Below are 22,596 nucleotides of genomic sequence, written 5' to 3'. Positions count from 1 at the left end.
TTTGGGGTGTTTTTTTATGACTAAATATAGTGAACAATTTAAGTTAATGTTAGTCAAAGAGTATCAAGAAGGGAAATTGAGTTTAATGGGAATTTACCTAGTGTCATTCGTAAAGACGCATGATTACTTGGAATTTTTTCTATAGCAGTTTTTTCTTAGAAATTAAATATCCAAAACCAATAACAAAAACTGTAATAGCCGTAGGAACCAATAAATGTAGACCGTGAGTGAGAATAGGTTCAAATTTTGGTTCTCCGACGATCATTTCACCTGCAGTCCAAGATAAGATTCCCGCACCTGCATAAGAGATAATAGGGTAATTTTCCATTGCTTTTAATATTAACTGGCTCCCAAAAACAACGATAGGAATACTAATAATAACTCCAATGATAATACCGACAAAATTTCCTTCAGCAGCACCAGCAATAGCTAGTACATTATCAAGCGACATTACGGCATCAGCAATCATGATTGTTTTCACAGCGGAAAATAAGCTTGAACCTCCTTCTCTAAGATTTTCTTCATCATCGCCAATTAGTAGTTTAATGGCAATATACACTAGAAGAAGCCCACCTATAAAAGTTACAAAAGGTACGTCTAGTAGGTAGATAATTGCTACTGCAAATATTAAACGTAAAATAATGGCTCCAAATGTTCCCCAAAAGATCGCTTTCTTTTGTTGTTTCTTTGGAACATTACGTGATGCCATTGCGATAACGACTGCGTTATCTCCACTTAAGACAATATTGATTAAAATTATTTTCAAGAGTACCGCAAATGACAAACCAAAAATCTCCAAAATATTCACCTCTAGAAAAAGTTAACTTTGTCATTATATTAATTTGATGTAAAAAAAAGACCTTTTCTTATACGTATAAATGGATGAAAGACATGGCATTGCGACGGAAGCGTTGAAGTTTGTAAGGGTCGAAAAACTTTTGATGACGGATGTTTTCATTCTAAAATTAGGGTGTGATTCGTAGATTCAGTGCCTGTCACGCCTCGAAAAAAAAGCATTCAACTGGGCACTGTAACACCATTAGAGTGACCGTTCGATGAATCAAGACTCTCACTCGGGCACTGTAACACCGTTAGAGCGACCGTTCGATGAAAAAAAGCTCTCACTCGGGCACTGTAACACCGTTAGAGTGACCGTTCGATGAAAAAAAGCTCTTACTCGGGCACTGTAACACCGTTAGAGCGACCGTTCGAATGAAAAAAAGCTCTCACTCGGGCACTGTAACACTGGAGGCTGAATCAGTGGTGTGCCTAAATGGGGCATAACTCTTTTTTGGCAGGTTTCTCATTCTGATAATCGATTGCTACCTCATTCCAAACGGCAAATTTAAAACTAGTCGGGCTGCTATCCCTTTCGGAAAAGATCGTATATAAAGGGAAGAACATTTGGCTGTCAATTTTGTCGATAGCCCTTAAAATTGAAAACGTTTTAATTAGTTGGGGAAAATTCTAGTTATGGAAAGATCGATAATAATATCTTGATTTTTCATAAAATTAAAAATAGTATATAACTACATCGTAGATTATTCTCTAATCAAGTTTTATTAAAACAAAACCTAAAAAAGTGAGAGGATGGTTTGTATGTTAAAGGTAAAAAAGGATTTTACTTTTGTTTTATGCATTATACCTAAGATTCTCCAGGTATTTTTAAATATTTCTCTCATTTTTTTAGCAATTATTCTATCGATTTTACTAGTTAAGGAATTAATCATTTTCAGTCATATTTTGATAGAAAGTGGCAGCGACGACTATAAACTTTTTTTGGACAATATACTCATCTTCTTTTTATATTTTGAGTTTATTACGATGATTGTTAAATACTTTAAAGAAGAATACCATTTCCCTATTAGATATTTTATATATATAGGCATCACCGCAATGGTAAGAATAATTATCGTTGACCACGAGCAGCCTGTAAATACAATGCTTTATTCACTGGTCATCTTAATCCTGATTATTGGGTATTTTATTATTAATCTAACTCCTCGTGAAAGACCTGATAGTAAATGGTTCTTTAAAAAAAATAATGTTTGAAGCCTCTACAGGGACGGATCTCATGGTTTTTAATGCGTTAGTGCTGACCATAGGAACCGTCCCCATGGCCCATTCCAGCTATTCTCATCACTCTTCACCTGCCGTAAGGTCAAGTACAAATCCACTCGGAATAGCTCTTCCGGTAGGAAACGATTCGGCTGATGGCCTATGCTTGGGTACGGATTTTTGGTTCTCGTGATAGGAATCAATTTCTTTTACGGTTAGTAATGAGTCATTTTTCCAGTTTTTCAGAATCCCAACCACATAGCTCAGCCTTCGCTTGTTATTGGCACACGCAATATTCATCGCTTTTAAAATCACATCTTTCGGCTGTAAAAAGCTAGAATCATCTAACCAAGTTAATATCATGATTCTTTACTGTAGAATCATATGCCTCCATTGTGTTCTCTTACAGCCATGACACTCTTATTAATTTCGTCCCTTCCGCTATGTCTTTCAAGATGAGGAAATCCTACATTACGATTGGCTGAACCCTGACTGGACCACGGTGACGGTTCTTGTGGTTGGCACTAACCTCATTATAAAACCATAAGAACCGACCCTCTGGATTCAGTAATTTTTTGATGGAAAGCGTATAGTGACGGTAGTTCCTTCACCTTTAGTACTTTGGAAGTCAATGGTTCCTTTATATTTTGCAGCAATATTATAGCAAACCATCATACCTAATCCGGTCCCTTTAATTTTTAAAGAATAAAAAGGAGTACCAAGGGACTTAATTTCCGCTTCTGACATCCCCTGTCCATAATCAACTACCTTAATCTCGACGAAATCTTTTTCCCTACTAGCTGATACAATAACAGAATCACCAATTTTCGAGGCCTCAATGGCATTTTTTATAATATTTATTAATAATTGTTTAAACTCTATGTTGTTAGCAGCGATATAGCAATCTTCCACCCTAATTAATTCAATCTTATTATCATGTAAAAGCCCATACGAATGAAGTAGATCGGTTACATTCTGAAGAACAACCTTTAAATTGACTGTTTCTACTTCTGTTTCCTTATTTGGCTTCGCTATAGATAAAAATTGAGTAATTACCTGTTCAGCAATATTTAGTTCATCAATCATCAATGTAAAATTTCCTTTTATATCATCACTAAATCCAGCGTCTTTTTGGTATAACTGTAAAAAACCTTTCACAACGGTCAAAGGATTTCTAATTTCATGTGCAACAGCAGCTGCTAGTTGTCCAGTTGTCTTCAAACGCTCTGAATGCTGAATTTGTTCATAATATAATTGCTGTTTCTTAATTCTTCCTTGCGTTAAATAAAAAATAAAATAGATAATCACTTGACTCCCGATAAAGTTGATAACATTTCCTATTAAATCCTGCTTGATATAGGGATATCCTTGATCAATAAGCATAATATAACTAAATGTAAAAATGATGGACACACTGTTTAATAGTAAAGAAAAATAAAAGAGCTTTGAATCAAAAAACAGAATCGCGATGGCTGGAATAAAACATAGAAAAATAAAGGTGGACCAAGTATCTGGATATAAAAAGAACAGCGCATAAAAGTAAACGGACGCAACTGTAATGATGATCAGTCTAAAAACATGAGTGATATATTTAGGATAAAGCAATAAACAGGCAGATAGAATGACAACAAGTCCACTATGGAAAATATAACCCGCATCAAACTTGCCAAAACGTGGATTACCCATTAACAAACCCATTATCATAATGGCTATTATGATTAATATCGTAAAATAATATAACTTTTTATTTATATGAGTATAAAATCCCTTCATACCTACTCCTTTTATTTGATCTCAATACTACGTTATAAGACAATACTATAGTGCTAATTTACCTATTTTTATAATATCATATTATTTTTTTATTAATTAAATTTTGTTATGAAAATTGAGAAATGTGCAAGCTAAGTATGCTATGGGTTTATTAGAAGTGATTTAATTCTATTCCAACAACTATTGAAAAAGTTTATAATTTGTTAGCATATTTATAAAAAACAAACAAATCTAAACTTTGTTCGTTGGGGTGGGTGATAGGATGAAAAAACAGGATCCGCGTATTCAACGCACTCGACAATACATTATTGATGCATTTTTGACGTATCAAAGCGAAAGAATTTTGATGAAATATCCATAACTGATATTACAGTGGAAGCAAAGATTAATCGTTCTACATTTTATTATCGTTTTATCGATGAGTATCCCCATAGCTGAAGCTAGGGGTTTTACGCTGCTTTTTGATAAATAAAAAAGACCATGGGGACGGTTGGACGGTTCTTGCGGTCGGCACTAACCTCAATAAAACCATGAGAACCGTCACCGTGGCGTTCTTCTTCAATAGTTATTCCATATTAGAATTCGAAATATCGGCCTCAATCCTGCTCATGAACTCTTCTGCTGCGCTGTATCCTTGCTGCCTTAAATACCAATTATTAGCTGCAGCCTCAATTAACCCCGCCACATCACGTCCAGGCTGGAGTTGAATTTCGATAGATGGAATCTTAACACCCATATATTCTATAAATTGAAGTTCCTGGTCCAGTTCATTATTCAAGTCATCTTTTTGCCATTTCGTTAAATTAATATCAAGCACAATTCGTGATTCATCTTGGAAAGCTTTACGACCGTATAAGCGAACCACATTCAACAACCCAATACTACGAAGCGCCAAAAATTCCTTGGTTTTTTCATCATGTGTACCGAGAATGGTTTGCGGGCCAAGCTTCTTCAGGACAACAATATCATCAGCAACCAACCGGTATCCTCGACGAATTAACGTATGAGCTGTTTCACTTTTCCCTACCCCTGAATTACCGCGAAGTAAAATTCCAATGCCAGACACATTCATACAAACTCCATGAACCGTCATTTCTGGTGCTAATTCCTTCACCAAATAGGTATCCAATTTGGTTATAAACTCTGAAGTTGTCTCAGGCTTGTTTGTTAGTAACAAGGGTATACCCTGTTCAACACAATGGTGAGTTAAATAGGTAAGTCCTTCTTCTCCAGCCGTAACAATAAAACATGGCGGGTGATAGTGAACGATATTTCCGATTCTTATTTTACGTTCCTCTTTACTTAACTTATGTAAATAGGTAATTTCCTTTTTTCCTAGAATTTGAACTCGTTCCATCGGAAAAAAATCAAAATGGCCAACAAATTCCAAGCCAGGGCGATGCACACGTGATTGCGTAATCATTTTCTGCAGTTGATTTTCCCCAGCTACTACTTTCAATGAAAACTTCCGAACTAAGTTTTCGACTGTTATTTTTTTCACCTTATATTCACCGTCCTAATAGCCTATCTATAGTTGAATTATACTTAAGAAAAGAGGAATCGTCATCCATTTACGAAATGATTCCAATTATTTGGTATGGTTTCAATTCCTCGAAATGAAGGGCTTTAACGCAACAACGTCGAATATTAAAGAGGTGTTTGTTAATACTAGTCATTTGTTAATACTAGTCATTTGTTAATACTAGTCAAAAGAAACAACTTGAAGAATGGCTTAATTTTTTTATGAAATGTAGATTCCTGTTGTTCGGAAATAAAGAGAGAAAAGGAAGGTTGGAAATGTCCTATATCGTTGATTTTAAAAATGTGTCTACGGTTGGTTTAGAGTCTTCACCTGTAGTAGAAGCGCTTGCTGGTTTACGTGCTAATGAAGCCCGTTACTTTATGAACAAATACAAGCATGAATTTACGGTTGTACCAGCTAGCGAAAGCCGGGAGACCCTTGATTATGTGAACCGAATTTTGAAAGATGAACGTGATATTGAGTTTGCGGCCAAACCTTTAGAAACGTCGCGTTTTCAAGTGGAAAATATCAAAATGGCCTACGTCTTTTATGAGGATGGTCTTGAGGTCAACGTCATGTATACGGTTGATGGCCCTAAGCCGAAGCGGGCCGTTGGTTTTAAGCTTTCTGAGGGGATGGAGGTACCAAAGGAGTTAGAAGGGAAGTTTAAGTTTGCTAGGCAGAAATCTAAACTAGCTGGAACAATTCGGGGCTCGTTTTTTGTAATTAAATGAGAATATTAAAGTAAGCAAAAGCGCAAGTGGAGGAATCCAGCTATTGCTGTCTGTGTCATCTACGCTGGAATCAGGCATACATGGATGCGTGGATGGAGAAACAATATTGACTAAGAAAAACAGGTGCTTGACCCCCAATGCGTAATGTGTTCATGCAGCGGGTGTCAGGCACCTTTTCTCTTATTCCAATGAAATTTTAACCACTTTATCGTAAAATGAAGTGACTGTATAGCCTTCAATTTCTATCCCAACTGGTACATAATGCTCTTGTTTATTCTCACGTGACAACTCGATATGATGCTCAGTAGAGAAGAATCGTGGATGATCAAGCTCATTTAGACGATAAAAATTTTCATTTAGTTTGTATTTATCACCCTTTTTATCGATGTAATATCCATCGACATTCGCCCCGCTTGATCCGTACCCGTCTTTGTCATAAAAACGATAATCGAGCATTTCGTAGTTCCTCTTCGGGTCCAGCTCTTCCGTCATGACAATTTTCGTCGGATTACCGACTTCCATTTGCTTTATCGTTATTTGATTCCCTAAATACTCGAAAGACTGTGGCAATGATTTTGAACTATCAATCGCAAACTTCGCCTGCTTGATGACAGAAAATGTAGCACTACCTATGTGAATCTTGACATCTGTAGGTTTTTCGAAATAAAGCGATTCAAATGTTGCCTCCGCTGAATTCCAGCCAGATTCATAGCCTTCGGTTCCCACATATCCGCCCAATCCTAGTTGATCATAAACATACTTCCCCTTATTTTCGAGGCTGGAAATTTTAACCTGACCCATCCTTCTGTTTGGATTTTCGTTATGATAACGGTATGATAATACCGTTATGGTTGGAGCAATCGTCAGTTTTTCAAAAATAATTGGATTTCCATCTATTTCAGACTCCACGTGAATATTATGGACAATGGATGGATGTTTTTTTACAGGAATATCAAAATGCCAATCTCCCTTTAAAAATTCTTTTTTCTTACCAGATACTTTCTGAGATGTGTTTGAATCTCCAGGAGTATTGATCACTTTCTCAAGCTTACTAAGCTCGAGCCGAATCGTTCCCTTATCAGCGGACATCGGTGCAACACCTATTCGGCCTTTAAAAACATGGTCTTTTTCCGAATAGAGGCTAAGATGATTCGTGACAGGTGAATGTGATAGATCATCATCATAGTTCCAATCCTGGTCCTGATTAGCGATTTTCAGTCCATCCGTGTAATTGATCATATACTTATTTTCCTTGTTTCGATCGTCAATTTCATAATAGATTAGCGTTTGAATATCATCTGAGACGACACTCGTGATCGTCATCTTCACCCCATTGCTTTCAACTGATAAGTTTAGTTTCTCACCTAAACCCTGCTGCACATAACCCTGTATTTGCTCGTCTTGCTTGTTGCTTAAATCCTTCCACCAATCGATAACACTGGAAAAACTATTCGTGGCAACGGCAGTTCCAACAAATACTGTTAAAAAAAGCGTGGCGGCCAACCCAATCATTGCTCGCTGTTTATATGATTTCTGTCTGCTGCCTTGGCTTTTAGCAACTTTATTGCGCACATTTCGCATAAAATCATCAGGAACTTGAATTCTCTCACCTTCGGACTCAAGGCTAGCTATGACCTGCTGTAATTCCTTCATTTCCGCCTGACAACCAACACATTCATGTAAATGATGTTCGATTCTTTTTTTGCTTGTTTCATCAAGATTTCCTTCAAAATAATCGATTATTTGTTCTTGAGCCTCATGACAATGGGCACTGCTGATTTTCCGTTTGATCTGCGGAGGGATCGGGGACTTCCGTGGAGCGAATCTATACAGTCACTTATACGATCACTGACTTTGCAGCAATGTACGAACACTAGCAACTAATATTACAGTCGCCCATGATAAAGCTAGTCTAAAAAATTTTCGTTTAGTACACCAACAAATAAGGGATGCATCCAACCGAGGATGCATCCTTATTTGTTAATTCTAAAGTCCTTCTAACGGCTACTCTCAATCATACTTTGAATCTTACTTTCTAAATCCTTCGGTTCATTGGCATAATTATAAAACCCTAGGAAGGTTTGGGTTAGGTCTGGGTTCATCCCAATTAAACGATTGACCAAGTGTTGTTCCTCAGAGAATGGCATATTCTTCGTAAATTGGCAGGCCATTTCAAACCTTGCCAGCATTTTTTCGTTCATTCTTTGGTTGTATTGGTTGGCCAATTGCTCCCATTTCTTGGACCAGTCCTGGTGCTGACCTAGGATTTCAGCAAGAATTCGTGCCCCGTACAGACCATCATGCATACCTTGACCAACGGCTGGGTCCTTAAAGGAAAGGGCATCTCCAACTAGTGCCCAGCCTTGCCCCATTCCGTTGTACCAATCATTGTCATAGCCCAATAATCCTTTAACCTTACCTGCAAAGCTGGCCGCCTGCATTCGCTCTGGAAAATCAGTATTACCAAAACCAAAATCTATGAGAGCACGAAAAGCACCTTCAGGATTAACTTTGAACCGTTCCATCCATTCCTGGTCCTCAAGCGGAAACATAATCCCGATCACATGCAGCTGATCGCTTGTTGGGAAAGCGATGATTAATTTATCCTTTATTTTATAAAATTCCGCGCATCGTTCTCCCTTTTGGGTGAAGTTTTTGACATAGCCTACATAAGAAGCAAAATCGGTAGGAACGGATTTCCACTTCTCACTGTTTACCTTTTTTCGGATAGTAGAATTTCTACCATCTGCGCCGATGACCATTTTTGCTCTAAATTCAACCGTACTTCCGTTCGGATCAATGGCCTGAATTCCTGTAATCGTTCCATTCTCCAATAAAACATCGGTTACACGAAACTTTTGAAGGGCCGTTACATTCTCTTGTTTGGCCGCATGATCGAATAGGATTTGATCTAAGTGTGTTCGGCGAATACATAAACAGTCGGGTTCTCCATCCACCTCAGGAAAGCTTCCGTCAATCATGTCCTCATCGAATTGAATGAACGCCCGATTGTAGGTTGGTGTACCCGTTGCCAACAGCCTCCCGAGAACTCCCATTTCTTTTAACATAAGCAATGAATTGTTAAAAAAGTTATGGGTGGAGAGGATATCACTTGGAAATTGACCTCGCTCTAGAAGCAGGATTTTGTAGCCTTTCTTAGATAGTTCATACGCTGATGCAGCCCCCGCAACCCGGCCGCCGACAATAATCACATCATATTGATTCTGCACTTTTAGTAACCTCCTATAACAGCCTTTGCTGTTGATATCCCCATCGTATCAAATCATCCGTTGCTGTTAATCTAACAAAGGTTATAGTGAGGGTTATATATGTTCAAAAAGCGGCAAACCCTATCTAATTATTATAAACGTGTGGATTACCAACTTTTATGATTCATTTTTCGAATGGCTTCGACTCTGCCTTTTGCTCCAAGCTTGCTGTAAATGCGATTGAGATGGATTTTCACAGTCCCTTCTGTTACTACAAGCTTTGCGGCAATTTCTTTATTCGATAAGCCCATGGACAACCAGTGAAGGACCTCTATTTCTCTAGCTGTTAGTCTGTGAACTCCGCTTCGATTACTAGACTCTTCAGATGGATCATCTATCCCAACCTGTCGCAGGACTGAAGTAAGATAGTTAGGTGAAACGTCTGAGAATAGTTCCAACTGGTGACGTTTATTTCTCACTTGAAGGTATTGTTGAAACAATTCTTTCGAATTAAAACCGATATCTGAAAAGATTCGTTGGTATCCATGCTCTTCGCCAAGTCTCAATGCTTGATTCAAATGGGAGATGCTGTCAAATCCATTTCCTAGTCCACGGTAAATCTCGGCTAAATAGAAGTGGGCTTCGAGCCTCGTCATAATTCTTCCATTTTGTTCTGCTTGATTTAGGAGGAATTTCCCAAAGGTTTCGGCTTCCTTTAATTGCCTCTTTTTAATTAAAAAAAGGATATAGACCAATAGCTCGAATTCCCGGTTAGGAGAAAGTTCTGTTAGATCTTGAAAACGAGAGGATTCCGCCCATTTATTCACTTTTTCAATCTCACCATTTGCAAGCTGAAATCGAACGATCTGTGCGGTTAAAAGCTGACTCCAATGACTAGATTGCAAGTTTAAGTCATTTAGGTATGCTTTTGCTAAAGTAAGACTCTCAAAGGATTTATTCGACTTTGCTCTCGCACATTCTATCTTTGATTTAATAATCACTGCCGGCACATACGCTCCCACTAACCGAAATGACTTCGCGAGCTTGATTGCCGTCTCTGCGTATTCAAGTGCCAACCCATCTTGATTTCGTTCAAAATGAATTTCACTAAAAGCAGCACGCTGATAAGCAGCGTATGCCGTCTCCTGGTACTGATTCTTTACTATAAATGTATGGTATAGTTGATGGAACAGGTAGGACTGTTCCCCTCTTCCATTCATCCCATAATACCCGCGAACGAAAGGGACTTCTCCTGTATTCAACTCAATTCCATAATCAAGCCATATTTTAACGTCAGGCATAGTGTCCCGTTCTGCTAATTGGCGTAATAACTTAATGGCTCCCTCATAATCCCCCAATAATAAGGCATTAAAATTTTCTAACACTACCACTTCCTCTTTTAGACGGAGGATTGGTTCACTATGATTCTCTCTTGAAAAAGCAGCCCTTATTTTTGTAAGAAAAAGACTTACATTTGCATATTTACCCGCTAGCATCTCTACCCATGTTAATACAATTAAAATCTCTGGACGTTCGATAATCGGTATGGGTAATTGATTTAACCACTTTTCTAGCGTTGTTACTTCCCTTCTTCTTAGCAACGGAGAGACAATACTCAAAATTAATTCGGCTGCTAGCTCATAATTTTCAGCCGTTAACGCATATGGAATCGCTTCTTCCTTAGAATCAGACTGAATGAACCAATGACAGGCTTTTAGATGTAAGGATTTATAGGCATCTGGCATTTCCTTTTTCAAATGAGTGGCTAAAAAGTCAGCGAAAAGATGATGATAACGATACCAATATTGCTGGCTGTCTAACGGTATCAGGAAAAAATTCGACTGCTCAATTTGCATGAGTAATTGTCTAGAGTCACTTCGATCTGTGACCTTATCACATAAATGACTATTCATTCGATGAAGAATGGACGTTTTCATTAAGAATAACTTCAGATCATCGGACAGATGTTGAAAGACTTCCTCCATTAGGTAATCAACGATATATCGATGGCTTCCGTTAAACTGATTTAAGATATCCTTTTGACCAGATCGTTCGGAAAGAGTAGCTAGCTGAATCCCGGCAATCCAACCTTCAGTAAAATCAGCTAGGAGCTGAAGGACTGACGGTTTTGGGAACACCCCCGTTTGTTGGAGCCAATAGGCTGAGATTTCCTCCATCGTAAATTTCAGCTCATTGCTGTTAATATCATTTATTTGCCCCTTGGCCCGAAGTGCGCCAATTTGAAATGCTGGTTCATTCCGACTTATTAAGCAGATATGTATATGACTTGGCAAATGTTGCAAAAGAAGCGATATGGATTGATGGACTTCAAAGCTTTCAATATGATGATAGTCATCAAAAATGAGGACGACCTCTTCCGGAATGTCCATCAGCCTATTTATCAGATTGATAATCATTTGTTCGTAAGAGAACTTTAACGTCGGCTGCAATAAAGTTTCATAGATACCCCCCATTTCCGGATTGATTTTATCCAATGAGGCGATTACATACGCCCAAAAACGAAGCACATCGTTGTCACCTTCATCAAGCGACACCCAACAAGCGTTAATTTGTTGATCTCGGACCCAATCACTTACGACCGTGGACTTCCCATATCCGGGTGGGGCCGAAACCACTGTGAGTTTGCATTGTAGGGCACCATTTAATTTATTGTAGAGTCTGTCTCGGATTAGGTGATGATTGGGTGGGTGGGGCAGGTGAAATTTAGTTGATAATAGAAAATTTCGGTTCGGAAAGTTTTCCCGATTATTATGTGTCGATAAATTAGTAACCAACTCACTATCCTCTCTTTCTATAAAAACCATAGGGACGGTTCTGGCGGTCTCCACTAACCTCATAAAACCATGAGAACCGTCCCCGTGGTTTCAGCCTTTCTGGTTACACCAAAGTGGCGGTCCCCATGAATCCCCCCAAACTCAAGATTTACTTCTGATATTCTTCTAGTTACAAATGTCTCTGGATTATCTGCAATTAATACTGCATTTATTTTTGCCCATACTTTTTCCAAAAGTAAAACTCCTTTCCATACAAACATTTCCTATAAATTATTATTCTATAAATAATACATCAAAACCTTGGTTGGACTTCACTGCTTGGTGTATTTATATACAAACTACCGGAAAGGTGTGGTAAAATTCATTTTAACAAGCAATAAATTCCAATACAAAGCAGGTGTTTACGCGTGTCCTCTGAAAAAGAAGTGAATCTTTATTTTGTTCGGCATGGTGAGACCCATTTTAATGTAGAGAAACGATTACAGGGATTTTGTGATTCACCACTTACAGATAAAGGAATTGAACAGGCTAAATCTGTAGGAATCGGTTTATCTGATATAGAATTTAAAGCAGTATACGCAAGTGAAAGCCAGAGAGTAGTAGATACAGCTAGGTATGCCATTGGCCATCGAAACATCCCCATCATTACTGATTCACGTCTAAAGGAAATGAACTTTGGTGTTTTGGAATCACTATTACAAACGGAAATTCTAGCTCAATATGGGAATATCCTAGAGACATTATTTAGTCTTAACGATTTAAATATGTCAGCACCTGAAGGGGAATCCTACTTACAGCTTTTTTCACGAACAAGCTCTGCTATCGATGAAATCATTCATAAGCATAAAAATGAGGGTGGAAATGTTCTAGTATTTTCACATGGGGTAACAATAGGCAACTACTTAATGCAATTAGCAAAAATGAACGGTTATACTCACCATGAAAATTGCAGTGTTTCTGTGGTCAAATATTTGAACGGTGAATTTTATGTAGACAGGATTGCTGACACTTCTTTCAGAGATAAATACTACCTAAAATAAAATCCAATCATAAATCTACTAGGTTAAGGAAAGGCAATCCCAGAGCATAAATTCAGGAAAAAGCCGCATTCAGACAGGACCAAGCTCTTGCATTCAAGCTCCAGCCATAAACCTTGGAAGATATGATATAGTTCAGGATAACCAGGGTCAGCCCAACTCCTTAAGCTGCCCCATGAATCTCTATCCATTGTGTCTTCTAGATTACTAAGTGATAATCAGATAATAGTATTACTGATTTAATAGATTAATAAACTCTTTCATGAACCCCGGAAGATCAGGCCATGCGTGCCCCGAAACGAGATTACCTTGAACATGGAGAGGATTTGTTATATAGGTTGCCCCAGCTGCTTCTACATCCGGCTTACAGGCGATATAGGCGGTCAATTCTCGACCTTCCAAGTATTGACGAACGGTTGTTAACACCTGACCTGCATGGCAAATGGCCCCAACAGGTTTATTTGCTTCAAAAAAATGCGCGACAATTCTTGGAACATTTTCATTTAAGCGAATGTATTCCGGAGCCCGTCCTCCTGGAATAATGAGCCCATCGAATTCGTCCGGATTTACTTCTTCAAAAGCTAAATGTGCTTCAATTAAGTATCCTTTGCTTTCCGTATAAGTATCCCAGCCGATAAAGTCATGGACAACAGTTTGCAGCTTCTTCTTTGATGGTGCTGCTATTTGTACATTAAGGCCTTCTTCAAGACAACGAAAATACGGATAATAAATTTCCAATGCCTCTACAGCATCTCCTGCTAGGATTAATACTTTTTTTGACACTTTAAAAACTCCCCCTGTTAAAAAATTAGGCTTTTGCCTTTATTTATATATTCTTAATGCTTCTAATAATTTCCTTAAATTCAAAAATAAATGTATTTGGCAATTAAAAAATGCTGTTTATGGCAGTATGTTTTTTGAATGTAAGAAAGACGAAAACATGCAAGAAATGAATAAAAACTTACATATTTTCGGCTTATTGATAACTCTAAATATTAAACTAAAGCACCCCCTATAGTTTAAGTAGAAACCTTCACAATAACTTCCATATTTAACATAATCCAATCCCTATAATGTGTTTTTTCAGAATCTGGAACAATACAAAAGACGCCCTCTTATTAAAGAAAAGCGCCCTTTTCTGGAATAAGGCAATATGTCAGATATTTACCTCCCAATCCTCTGCACGATTCTTCACATACATTATTTGTCAGCTAATGTTAACTTACTAGCGCTATCGAACTGTTACATTCAAGATTTTAACTCTATAGCGCTACACGGATAAATAAAGGAGCTCTTCTTCTGGAATGAATTATAGCATGCAAGGAAAATCCAAGCTTTGACATCTGCGTTAACCTTAAATCGAGCATAAAGAGTTTCATAAAAACATACCATCTCCCCAAAATTTACTATATTTCTCTTACTGCTTTAACAAATTCTTGGACCATTTCCCTAAAACACAAGAGAATAATTTGGTAAATATGTATCAAAATTCAAAAAAATGAAACTCTTCCTCCCTCAAAGCGTATCTCTACATAGAAAGAGACAACAGGGATTTTACAGAGCGTCCTAACATAACTCTTTTCTATGATGATTCCGGGTAACAAAAAAGTCTTTGAAGGAGGTTTTTTACAACTATGATTTCTCGTTTCAAAAGTTGATAAAAGAAATAGTAAAGGTTATGAAACATTGTCGCACTGGAAATTAGCTTTGTCCTTTTTACTTGTGAAAAACTATACAATATAGAAATGGAAGGATGTAATAAATGGTTTCATCTAAAAGGTTTTCTGGATACAACTTACGCTATCTTCAAAAAGATTTGATTGCCGGGTTAGTTGTTGGGATTGTTGCGATTCCTTTAGCAATGGCTTTCGCTATTGCTTCAGGGGTAAGACCAGAGTATGGACTCTATACGTCGGCAATTGCCGGAATCCTTGTTTCTCTTTTTGGAGGTTCTAAATTTCAAATTGCAGGCCCGACTGGAGCCTTTGTCCCGGTTTTATTGGGAGTGGTGATCCAGTTTGGATATGAAAAGCTGTTAATCGCCGGCTTCTTGGCAGGGTTTTTAATTCTTCTTATGGGTGTGTTTAAATTAGGAAGGTATATTAAATTTATCCCTCGTCCAGTGGTAATCGGCTTTACTGCTGGAATTGCCGTGATTATCTTTTCTGGCCAGATTGCCAATTTCCTGGGGCTTAAAAACTTAAAAAAAGAAGAAGCCTTTCATTTGAATATGAAAGAAATTTTAATTAATTTAAATACAATCAATATATACAGTATTTTAACAGCAAGTATATGTTTAGCTATTGTCATATTAGCACCAAAATATTTGCCTAAAATTCCAGGTGCCTTGTTAGGATTAATGGTTTCAACTGTTGTTGCTGCACTGTTCTTTCCAAATCAGGTAGCAACCATCGGTTCAACTTATGGGGCCATTCCGAATGAATTACCAAAATTCGGATTTCCTGAGTTAACGATCAATGTAGTGATTGAACTCCTTCCTGCTGCTTTTATCATTGCCATGCTTGGGGGGATTGAATCATTATTATCTGCCTTAGTAGCAGACAACATATCCGGCAGTAAGCATGATAGTAACAAAGAGTTGATTGGACAGGGATTGGCCAATATCGTCACCCCTTTATTTGGAGGAATTCCTGCCACTGGTGCGATTGCTCGAACGGCGACGAATATTAAAAACGGTGCGTTTTCACCTATATCAGGTGTCATACATGGTGTTGTCGTATTACTAGTGTTAATATTGTTAGCTCCATATGCCTCCGCCATTCCCTTGGCCAGTATGGCTCCCATTCTTATGTATGTCGCATGGAATATGAGTGAGCGCATAGAATTTGCCCATATTTTAAAATCAAAAACGATGGACTCGCTTGTATTAATCTCTAGCTTTCTGTTAACCGTTTTTATAGATTTAACTACAGGTGTTGGAGCAGGTCTGATTCTAGCTCTCCTTGTTTTTGTCATCCGAATAAGTAGTACGTTAAAAGTATCAAAGGTTTTACCGGATCCAAACGATAAACTAGTAAAACCCGAAATGGTCAAGCAAGGTTCAAACTGCCCACAAATTAATATTTACACTGTAGAAGGTCCATTATTCTTTGGCACCACCGAGCAGTTTGAGGAGGAAATGGAAGAAATTTTGCGTTTAGAACCAAGAGTGCTCCTGTTAAGATTGAGTAAAGTTTCCATCGTGGATTCGTCTGGGGAGGCCCTCCTCATGAATCTTGTAAAAAGATTCAAGGATAGTAACCAACAAGTAATATTTTCTGGTATCCAGCCGCAATTGGAAGATTTATTTAAGAAAACTGGTTTTTATCAATTGGCAGGTGAGGAAAATTTCTTTGCCCATACAGGTGATGCTATCAATTATGCTCTCTCAAAACTGGATGTTAAGCGATGTAAAGGGTGTAAACATTTTTCTTTTGCAGAATGTTCAACCCTCTCAAAAGAAGAAGCAAACCCTAAAGCAAAAAGAAAAACAAAACGTGAGCTTGGGTTAATTTAATTGGACATCCCCCTTTTTAGGGAGCTGATGTTAATAAAACATCCTAAATCATTAAATGGAGGAAAAAATTATGACCACGATTTCTAAAATTCTCGATTTCAACAAGGATTTTGTTGATCAAAACCGGTATGAGGAGTTTAAGACGACAAAATTTCCAGATAAAAAACTAGTCATCCTAACTTGTATGGATACTCGTTTGCTGGAATTGCTCCCCAAAGCAATGGGTCTAGGAAATGGGGATGCGAAAATAATCAAAAACGCCGGGGCTATTATCTCTCATCCTTTCGGCAGTATCATGCGCAGCATTCTAGTCGCTATTTATGAACTGAAGGCTGAAGAAGTGTGTGTGATCGGTCATCATGGATGTGGCATGGTAGGTCTAGAAGCATCCTCTATTCTAAAAAAAGCAAAACAGAATGGAATTGACGAGGAGCGGATCGATATTCTCACAAACGCTGGGATTGATTTGTCCAGGTGGCTGACGGGTTTTCAATGTGTAGAAGAAAGTGTCGCCAACAGTGTCCGTTTAATTAAAAGTCACCCATTATTCCCTAAAAATATCTCTGTTCATGGGATGGTGATTGATCCTGAAACAGGAAAATTGGATTTGGTGATCGACGGATATAAAGATATAAAGTCAAACAGCACAAACATACCCGTCTTATAAGTGAGGTGTCTAAATGATTCCCCACTAGCAAGTTTCGAGGGAATAACTTAGGACATTTTCAGAAAGATGCAGTTGTTGGATTGATCGTCGGTATTGTAGCGATTCCTTTAGCGATGGCCTTTGCCATTGCTAAAGGAGTAAGACCGGAATATGGACTCTACACAGCAATTATTACCGGAATCATGGTTTCTCTTTTTGGAGGGTCGGCTTCTGCTTCGGGAGAGGCGAAAAAAGCTAAAGAAGAGGTTATCTACGAAGCAAAAGAGATCAAAGATGTTGAAAAACTATTTGAAAGGGCAAAAAATGGAGAGAGTGACCTACCAAAAGAGCAGAAACAGAAATTAGCTCCAAATCATGCTGTATTAAAAGGAAACAGTAAAACGAAAAATCTAAATGTCTTATCTACTACACAGCTATTAAAAGTGACAAAGAAAGATGGTAATGAAGTAAAGACCTATAAGCGTTGTTTTCATTTTTTGGGGATTGATTTGCCTAGCTTGCCGGGTATGTGTCGGGATCACTTATAGAAATCTATCGTATTTGCAAAAATGGCTCGTAGTTATTAAAAGAAAAGCAATAGATAGATAAAGAAATGGTAAACCTTGCAATAGAGATTCCTTAAATATATCTTTCATTCCTGTTTATAAATTGCATAAGGAAACGGATAAACATCATTAGAAGAAAGGTGCTTATAAATGTGTATATCCATGTCCATGTATGGTATTTAATTAATTCGGTATATCTTTCAAAAAAAAACTCAATTATCGTTAAAACAGTGGTGTACAAAATACATTGTAGAACAATGTTGAGATATCTTGAACGATAAGTCGTTTGATAAAAGTAAATACAAACAACTGGAAATAGAAGATTTTCATAAAGAAGGCTGGAACTAAAATAGTTACTTAAAAATCTCACTGGATATTCGAGCATTTTCTCTTCTACAACAAGGACACCAAAAAACGTTGAAAAACAAGAGGCCAATGAAAAAATTAAAATCCAATTTTTGATTGGTGGTTTTCTTAAACTAGAAAACAATAGGGTGATCCCGATTATGAGCAGTGACCACAATATTATTCTTTCCATAGATAAAATATCCCCCTATCTTTACTTTGCTTATCAATGAGTATAACCAAAGTAAAGATAAAAGATTTTATCAATTGCATAAAACCCATTAAAAAAGACGCTTTCCGGAAAAGCGCACGTTTGTTTAATAAAGCCTGGGTGATAATAGGCCTGCCGCTTATGTACACAGCAATGTGGACAGTGATGAAGTACTTTATTATGTGGACGGTTACTTTATGAGTCGCCGCGGTATTGAAGAGGGATCGATTACCCTTCATCCAAGCGGTCTACCACATCCAGGAAAAATTGAAGCAAGTATAGGAAAAAAGAAACACAGGAACTTGCTGTTATGGTTGATACATTCAGCCCGCTGTATTCGTGAAAAAGGCACATGAGTTAGTATGAGCAGCTGGCTATCAATAAATTCAATAATAGTTTAATTACTGTAACAATAATTAAAATACAAAACAAAAAGTCTTAATCCCTATAATTGGAGGAATTAAGACTTTTATTTCATTATATACATAAGCAATAGTTTCTTAGACAATTTCTGATAGCTTTTCATTCCCCTGATCAATATATAATTCTTTGACCTTAACATGTGACGGCAGCAGCGGATGATTGCGTATGATGTTGACAGTTTTTTGTACGCTATCCGTTAAAGTTTTGCCTCCATGTAGCCATACACTTACCGTACCCTCAGGAAATTCCGGCATGCAATTTTTAAAAAGATAATCCAATGTTTGAATCTTGTCCTGTAATTCTTTGTTTTTATATATTTTGTTCAGTATATCCCCAGTATTCTTTTGATAATCATTTGTGGAGACCACAACGATTTCCTCAACATTATCCTGATACACAGCAATAATGATGTCCCTCATTAAATCGTCGAAGGGGTGTGAAACGACTGGCTGATATGTTTGTAAGATGATCATGTTTTCCGGATTGACATTGGTTTCTTCTTTAATGAATCGTTCTAATTTCTGCTCCATTCCAATCACAAATAGTACTTTTTTCTTTTCATCTCTAGACATCAAATTCACCCCATAAATGTTTTGAATTTTGTTCCAAATAAGTTTCCTGACTCTTTCTTATATGAAAAATGCGCGAGTCCGAACATATCCTTTTGTTTTTAACATAATTTGCTTTGCAGGTCACTGGAAAGCTTAAAGACCATTACTCGATCTCCAGTTTGTGTACTAATATCGGTGTGAAAACTTACTACTTCTTCCCCTGTTATCGTTAAGATAATTTCTTTTAAATCATCCAGACCGGATTCCACTAAACTGTTGCGATGTTCTTTTACTGATAACAATCCTTCTTTATCCAGACATACTGTATATTCAGCAGCAGTTAGTATACCGCGGAGTATTACAATCACCATATCCCGTAAGATATCCGATTTAACAGATACGGAGCCTCGTCCAAGATAATTTTTCTCCCAATGTGTTAAAGCTTTGCTTATTTCAGCTTCAAGTGTTCCTTTTGTTTTTTCCATACCGATTCCTTTTCCTTTTTTCAAAGTTACATTCATAGATGGCCAAATATTGCCTATAATATTCTAAAAAACAATCTTTTCCGCCCATGTGACGACTTTCTTTCGGAAAGCTTTGTACCATTGCTACAAAAGCGCCGGAAAGAAAAGCAGCCTTCACACAAGGACATATATATATAAACCGGGAAAGAGGTTAAGACCAACTCTCCCAGTGTCCTTCCGGATCAATGGACGCAAGCCGAATCCATCCGTTTTTCACTTTTTGATGAAAGGCATGATCGTGGTCCAGCATCCGTTTCACATAGCCCCTCGGTGCTTGGATGACCACCAGCAAACGCAGTGGCTCATGATATGCCTCTTCATCCGATTTCATAACAGACTGCCAGGGAAGTCCGGATAATAAGTCACTGGCGTTCCCCTGCATGACCCCGAGACCGGCTGTCACGGTTTGGGTTGTTTTATTCCCGCTGCCATAATAATGAGGGGCAACAGTAGATGCATAATATTGCAGGTTAATCCATTGAGCTACCGTTGCCGGCCCGGAAATAATGTTGGCGAGAATAGCACCGTTTTTATCCTTCTTCCAGTTATAATTGTTGAGGAAAACTCTTCCTCCCAGATTGCAGTCTTGGGTCAGCCGGCGTTCCCCAATGATAAACGCAGCGTTACGTGCCAAGCCCCATTCCGGACGGACCTCACTCCAATCTTCTGAAAGGCGCTGCGCCTCAGCCTTCGGATTCTTGAGATGGGTTCCGAGATTTGGCAATTGCGGAATCCGCTCGGCATTGGCTTCCTCACTCACCTTTGGCAACTCCGCTTGGACACGTTTAAATGCTTCCTTAGCTTCAACTGATAGTTCCGGAACATAAAGCCAACGTAATTCATCAAGTGTGGTAATATGCTCGGCGGCTGCAAAAACGGTATCTTTCGGAATGATAATTCCCTCTGTTTCGAGGCTCTTCCTTACGTTTGGAAGATTACACAAGGCTGCCAGCACCCGTGCATTGAATCCGCTTGATGCTCCTCCGCATGCACCGCAGTCGAGTGCGGAACGATATGGATTGTTCGTGCTGTGACTTCCATGTCCGCAAATAACCACTAGTGGTGCAAATTGATCGGTGAGTCCCATCATTTTTAGTGCTTGCCGTACATAGTGTACTTTTTCTTTCACGGAAAATCCAATTGGCAGATCTGTTTCCGATTTTTGCGTATAGTCAAGTGAGAGTTCCGTGGATGGTTTATGCAGCCATGTTTCGAGCAATTTACTTAATGTCCGGCCTGCACTCCGAGGCATAAAGCTGCGAGCCAGCGTTTGCAGGCTGAGCCAGGGACCGCTAATTTCCGGAAGCACCATGCTGGAAACCAAATTATGTTTCATCGTTTTAAATGTATAACCGAGTGAACTGACTACCTGATGCCGTTGTTGAAAGGATTCAAACTCTGGTGAAAACTCTTTTACTTTGTATTGCGGTTTAAACATTACCGGCAAAGAGTTATGCGTGTGGTTACTGCCAAGCTCGCAGGTTTCAATCGGCAATCCGAAAAAGCCTGCTGTTCCAAAGGTCTCAAAATCTCCTGCTTTTTCAAGTTTGCGGCGAAAAGGCTCTGAACGCACATCAATACAAAATACAAATTGAGCGAGTGCCGGCTTTACATTTTCTGCCGCTACAGTAGGCTGTTGGGATGTAATCATCGTCTTCAATTGGTCTTCATATGTTTTTTCCCATGCTTCAAGCAAAAGCCGATTGCGCAGAATCTTATCAAAACGATACGCAAGGGCCAAACGTGCCTTTATTTCTGTAGAGGATAACTGTAACCAAGCATTGATTGGTAGGTTCCCCCATTCCGCCCAAGCTGCAATTAATGGTTCTAGATTTACTTTATCATTTCTTTTTTCAGGCAAGGGAAGACAGGGTTTAACTAAAGCCCATTCCATCGAAATTCGTACAGCTAAATACTCAAGCAGCAGTGAAGTTTCTTCGGCTGATTGCTGTGAGCGCCAAAGCATCATTCCCCCCCAGCCCGGCAAAGCAAGGAAATGCGCTTCAAAATAGTCTTGGATTTCCGAGAAAGGAATTTCCAGTATAAGCAAAACTTCCATTAAGGCAGCGTCTGCTTCTACCGGCAACTCACTTAGTTGTTTACGTACCTTACGGCTAAGTGCCGGGTCATGCTGGACTAGTTTCCGCCACGCGTGATAGAAACCTTCTTCCCGATTAGGCATCGACCAGACAGCCTGGGACTTATCCAAAAACAATTTACACCACTTGATAATATGGCGGTTTAACTCGTGTGCTGCATTCACCCTTCCCAGTTGTTCCAAGCGCTGACTATAGGTTTTGACCGAATGTTTTTCTGTCATTTGGGATGTAAAACGGTTTAGTTTTCTTGCCATGCTTTTTAACTCAGGTGCTTCCAAAGTACTTGAATATGGTTGATTCTGTAAAAGTGCAGCCCGGCAAAACCGCTCTGCGACCTCACGCGGCAACTCCAAAGACTGTGAGTTTAGCCAATGTTGAAATCCCTTTTCTAAAAAATCCTGATGAATCTCTCCTCGATCCCGTGCAGACTGAAATACGGAATCATTGGGGTAGATATCTACATCACAAGTATCTTTGAGCCAGCGTGCCATTTTTTCAAACGGTTGTCCCTCCAAGCCTACCCAGGGGTTGCGTGCTGCAAATGTGTTAATAGGCCCGAGCGGTACAATGACGCTGCTAGCAGATT

At 38.6% G+C, this 22,596-nt stretch carries 19 protein-coding genes and 3 pseudogenes; 8 read left to right on the top strand and 14 right to left on the bottom strand.

Features of this window, described 5'->3' with window-relative positions:
• Positions 1–16: 16 nt before the first annotated feature.
• Positions 17–145: a hypothetical protein gene (locus tag J7E67_RS31965; protein ID WP_285291946.1), complete on the top strand. Its 129-nt coding sequence runs from the start codon at positions 17–19 to the stop codon at positions 143–145.
• On the opposite strand, the gene J7E67_RS27600 is transcribed toward J7E67_RS31965, so the two are convergent.
• Entirely contained in the window at positions 140–784 is a 645-nt protein-coding gene (locus J7E67_RS27600; protein WP_251027040.1) for a TerC family protein, read from the bottom strand. The genes J7E67_RS31965 and J7E67_RS27600 overlap by 6 nt on opposite strands.
• 815 nt (positions 785–1,599) lie before the next feature.
• Here J7E67_RS27600 and psiE point away from each other — a divergent pair.
• Entirely contained in the window at positions 1,600–2,052 is a 453-nt protein-coding gene (gene psiE, locus J7E67_RS27595) for a phosphate-starvation-inducible protein PsiE (RefSeq protein ID WP_214716306.1), read from the top strand.
• Between the two features lie 87 nt (positions 2,053–2,139).
• Here the strand turns inward: psiE and J7E67_RS27590 are convergent, their stop codons facing one another.
• The 3 genes from J7E67_RS27590 to hprK all read right to left on the bottom strand — a co-directional run bounded on the left by J7E67_RS27590 (position 2,140) and on the right by hprK (position 5,332).
• Positions 2,140–2,421: a DnaD domain-containing protein gene (locus J7E67_RS27590; protein ID WP_214733227.1), complete on the bottom strand. Its 282-nt coding sequence runs from the start codon at positions 2,419–2,421 to the stop codon at positions 2,140–2,142.
• Positions 2,422–2,622: 201 nt separating this feature from the next.
• Positions 2,623–3,831, bottom strand: coding sequence for a sensor histidine kinase (locus J7E67_RS27585; protein WP_214716305.1), 1,209 nt, complete (start codon positions 3,829–3,831; stop codon positions 2,623–2,625).
• 565 nt (positions 3,832–4,396) lie between these two features.
• Positions 4,397–5,332: an HPr(Ser) kinase/phosphatase gene (gene hprK, locus J7E67_RS27580; protein WP_214716304.1), complete on the bottom strand. Its 936-nt coding sequence runs from the start codon at positions 5,330–5,332 to the stop codon at positions 4,397–4,399.
• Positions 5,333–5,628: 296 nt separating this feature from the next.
• On the opposite strand from hprK, the gene J7E67_RS27575 reads away from it, so the two are divergent.
• Complete coding sequence (locus tag J7E67_RS27575; protein ID WP_214716303.1) at positions 5,629–6,087, top strand: phage tail protein; 459 nt, start codon at positions 5,629–5,631, stop codon at positions 6,085–6,087.
• A gap of 180 nt (positions 6,088–6,267) precedes the next feature.
• Here the strand turns inward: J7E67_RS27575 and J7E67_RS27570 are convergent, their stop codons facing one another.
• From J7E67_RS27570 to J7E67_RS27550, 5 genes and pseudogenes are all read right to left on the bottom strand, one after another.
• Positions 6,268–7,740, bottom strand: a complete 1,473-nt coding sequence (locus J7E67_RS27570; protein WP_214716302.1) for a DUF4179 domain-containing protein — start codon at positions 7,738–7,740, stop codon at positions 6,268–6,270.
• 18 nt (positions 7,741–7,758) lie between these two features.
• A pseudogene (locus tag J7E67_RS32440) lies at positions 7,759–7,866 on the bottom strand (zf-HC2 domain-containing protein); the annotation flags it as partial.
• A 218-nt stretch (positions 7,867–8,084) separates the two neighbouring features.
• Positions 8,085–9,317 carry an NAD(P)/FAD-dependent oxidoreductase gene (locus tag J7E67_RS27560; RefSeq protein WP_214716300.1) on the bottom strand — a complete coding sequence of 411 codons (1,233 nt, stop codon included), beginning with the start codon at positions 9,315–9,317 and terminating at the stop codon, positions 8,085–8,087.
• A 146-nt stretch (positions 9,318–9,463) separates the two neighbouring features.
• Positions 9,464–12,091 (bottom strand): winged helix-turn-helix domain-containing protein, encoded by a 2,628-nt coding sequence (locus tag J7E67_RS31960; RefSeq protein WP_214733226.1) that lies wholly within the window; start codon positions 12,089–12,091, stop codon positions 9,464–9,466.
• A 59-nt stretch (positions 12,092–12,150) separates the two neighbouring features.
• A complete protein-coding gene (locus J7E67_RS27550; protein WP_214716296.1) occupies positions 12,151–12,324 on the bottom strand; it encodes a hypothetical protein in 174 nt (57 codons plus the stop codon).
• A 174-nt stretch (positions 12,325–12,498) separates the two neighbouring features.
• Here J7E67_RS27550 and J7E67_RS27545 point away from each other — a divergent pair, with 174 nt between their 5' ends.
• Positions 12,499–13,131 carry a histidine phosphatase family protein gene (locus tag J7E67_RS27545; RefSeq protein WP_214716294.1) on the top strand — a complete coding sequence of 211 codons (633 nt, stop codon included), beginning with the start codon at positions 12,499–12,501 and terminating at the stop codon, positions 13,129–13,131.
• A 228-nt stretch (positions 13,132–13,359) separates the two neighbouring features.
• Here J7E67_RS27545 and J7E67_RS27540 read toward each other — a convergent pair whose 3' ends face one another.
• Entirely contained in the window at positions 13,360–13,911 is a 552-nt protein-coding gene (locus J7E67_RS27540) for a DJ-1/PfpI family protein (RefSeq protein WP_214733225.1), read from the bottom strand.
• Between the two features lie 979 nt (positions 13,912–14,890).
• On the opposite strand from J7E67_RS27540, the gene J7E67_RS27535 reads away from it, so the two are divergent.
• The 3 genes and pseudogenes from J7E67_RS27535 to J7E67_RS32435 form a co-directional block, all read left to right on the top strand.
• Entirely contained in the window at positions 14,891–16,645 is a 1,755-nt protein-coding gene (locus J7E67_RS27535; RefSeq protein ID WP_214716292.1) for a SulP family inorganic anion transporter, read from the top strand.
• Positions 16,646–16,715: 70 nt separating this feature from the next.
• Positions 16,716–17,312, top strand: a complete 597-nt coding sequence (locus J7E67_RS27530) for a beta-class carbonic anhydrase (RefSeq protein WP_214716290.1) — start codon at positions 16,716–16,718, stop codon at positions 17,310–17,312.
• A gap of 23 nt (positions 17,313–17,335) precedes the next feature.
• Positions 17,336–17,518: pseudogene (locus tag J7E67_RS32435) on the top strand (SulP family inorganic anion transporter); the annotation flags it as partial.
• A gap of 412 nt (positions 17,519–17,930) precedes the next feature.
• Here the strand turns inward: J7E67_RS32435 and J7E67_RS31605 are convergent.
• The gene (locus J7E67_RS31605) at positions 17,931–18,395 is read right to left on the bottom strand and encodes a CBO0543 family protein (protein ID WP_251027039.1); all 465 of its coding nucleotides are present in this window, start codon (positions 18,393–18,395) and stop codon (positions 17,931–17,933) included.
• 149 nt (positions 18,396–18,544) lie between these two features.
• Between J7E67_RS31605 and J7E67_RS27520 the strand changes: the two are divergent.
• Positions 18,545–18,779, top strand: a pseudogene (locus J7E67_RS27520) (homogentisate 1,2-dioxygenase); the annotation flags it as partial.
• Positions 18,780–18,913: 134 nt separating this feature from the next.
• Here J7E67_RS27520 and J7E67_RS27515 read toward each other — a convergent pair.
• The 3 genes from J7E67_RS27515 to J7E67_RS27505 all read right to left on the bottom strand — a co-directional run.
• Positions 18,914–19,408 carry a carbonic anhydrase gene (locus tag J7E67_RS27515; protein WP_214716287.1) on the bottom strand — a complete coding sequence of 165 codons (495 nt, stop codon included), beginning with the start codon at positions 19,406–19,408 and terminating at the stop codon, positions 18,914–18,916.
• A 98-nt stretch (positions 19,409–19,506) separates the two neighbouring features.
• Entirely contained in the window at positions 19,507–19,872 is a 366-nt protein-coding gene (locus J7E67_RS27510; RefSeq protein ID WP_214716313.1) for a Na-translocating system protein MpsC family protein, read from the bottom strand.
• Between the two features lie 190 nt (positions 19,873–20,062).
• Positions 20,063–22,596, bottom strand: a 2,534-nt coding sequence (locus tag J7E67_RS27505) for a DUF2309 domain-containing protein (protein ID WP_214733224.1), incomplete at its 5' end; no start/stop codon positions are given.

It is taken from the genome of Bacillus sp. ISL-46, assembly GCF_018613205.1.
This window is presented reverse-complemented; position numbering and strand designations above follow the sequence as displayed.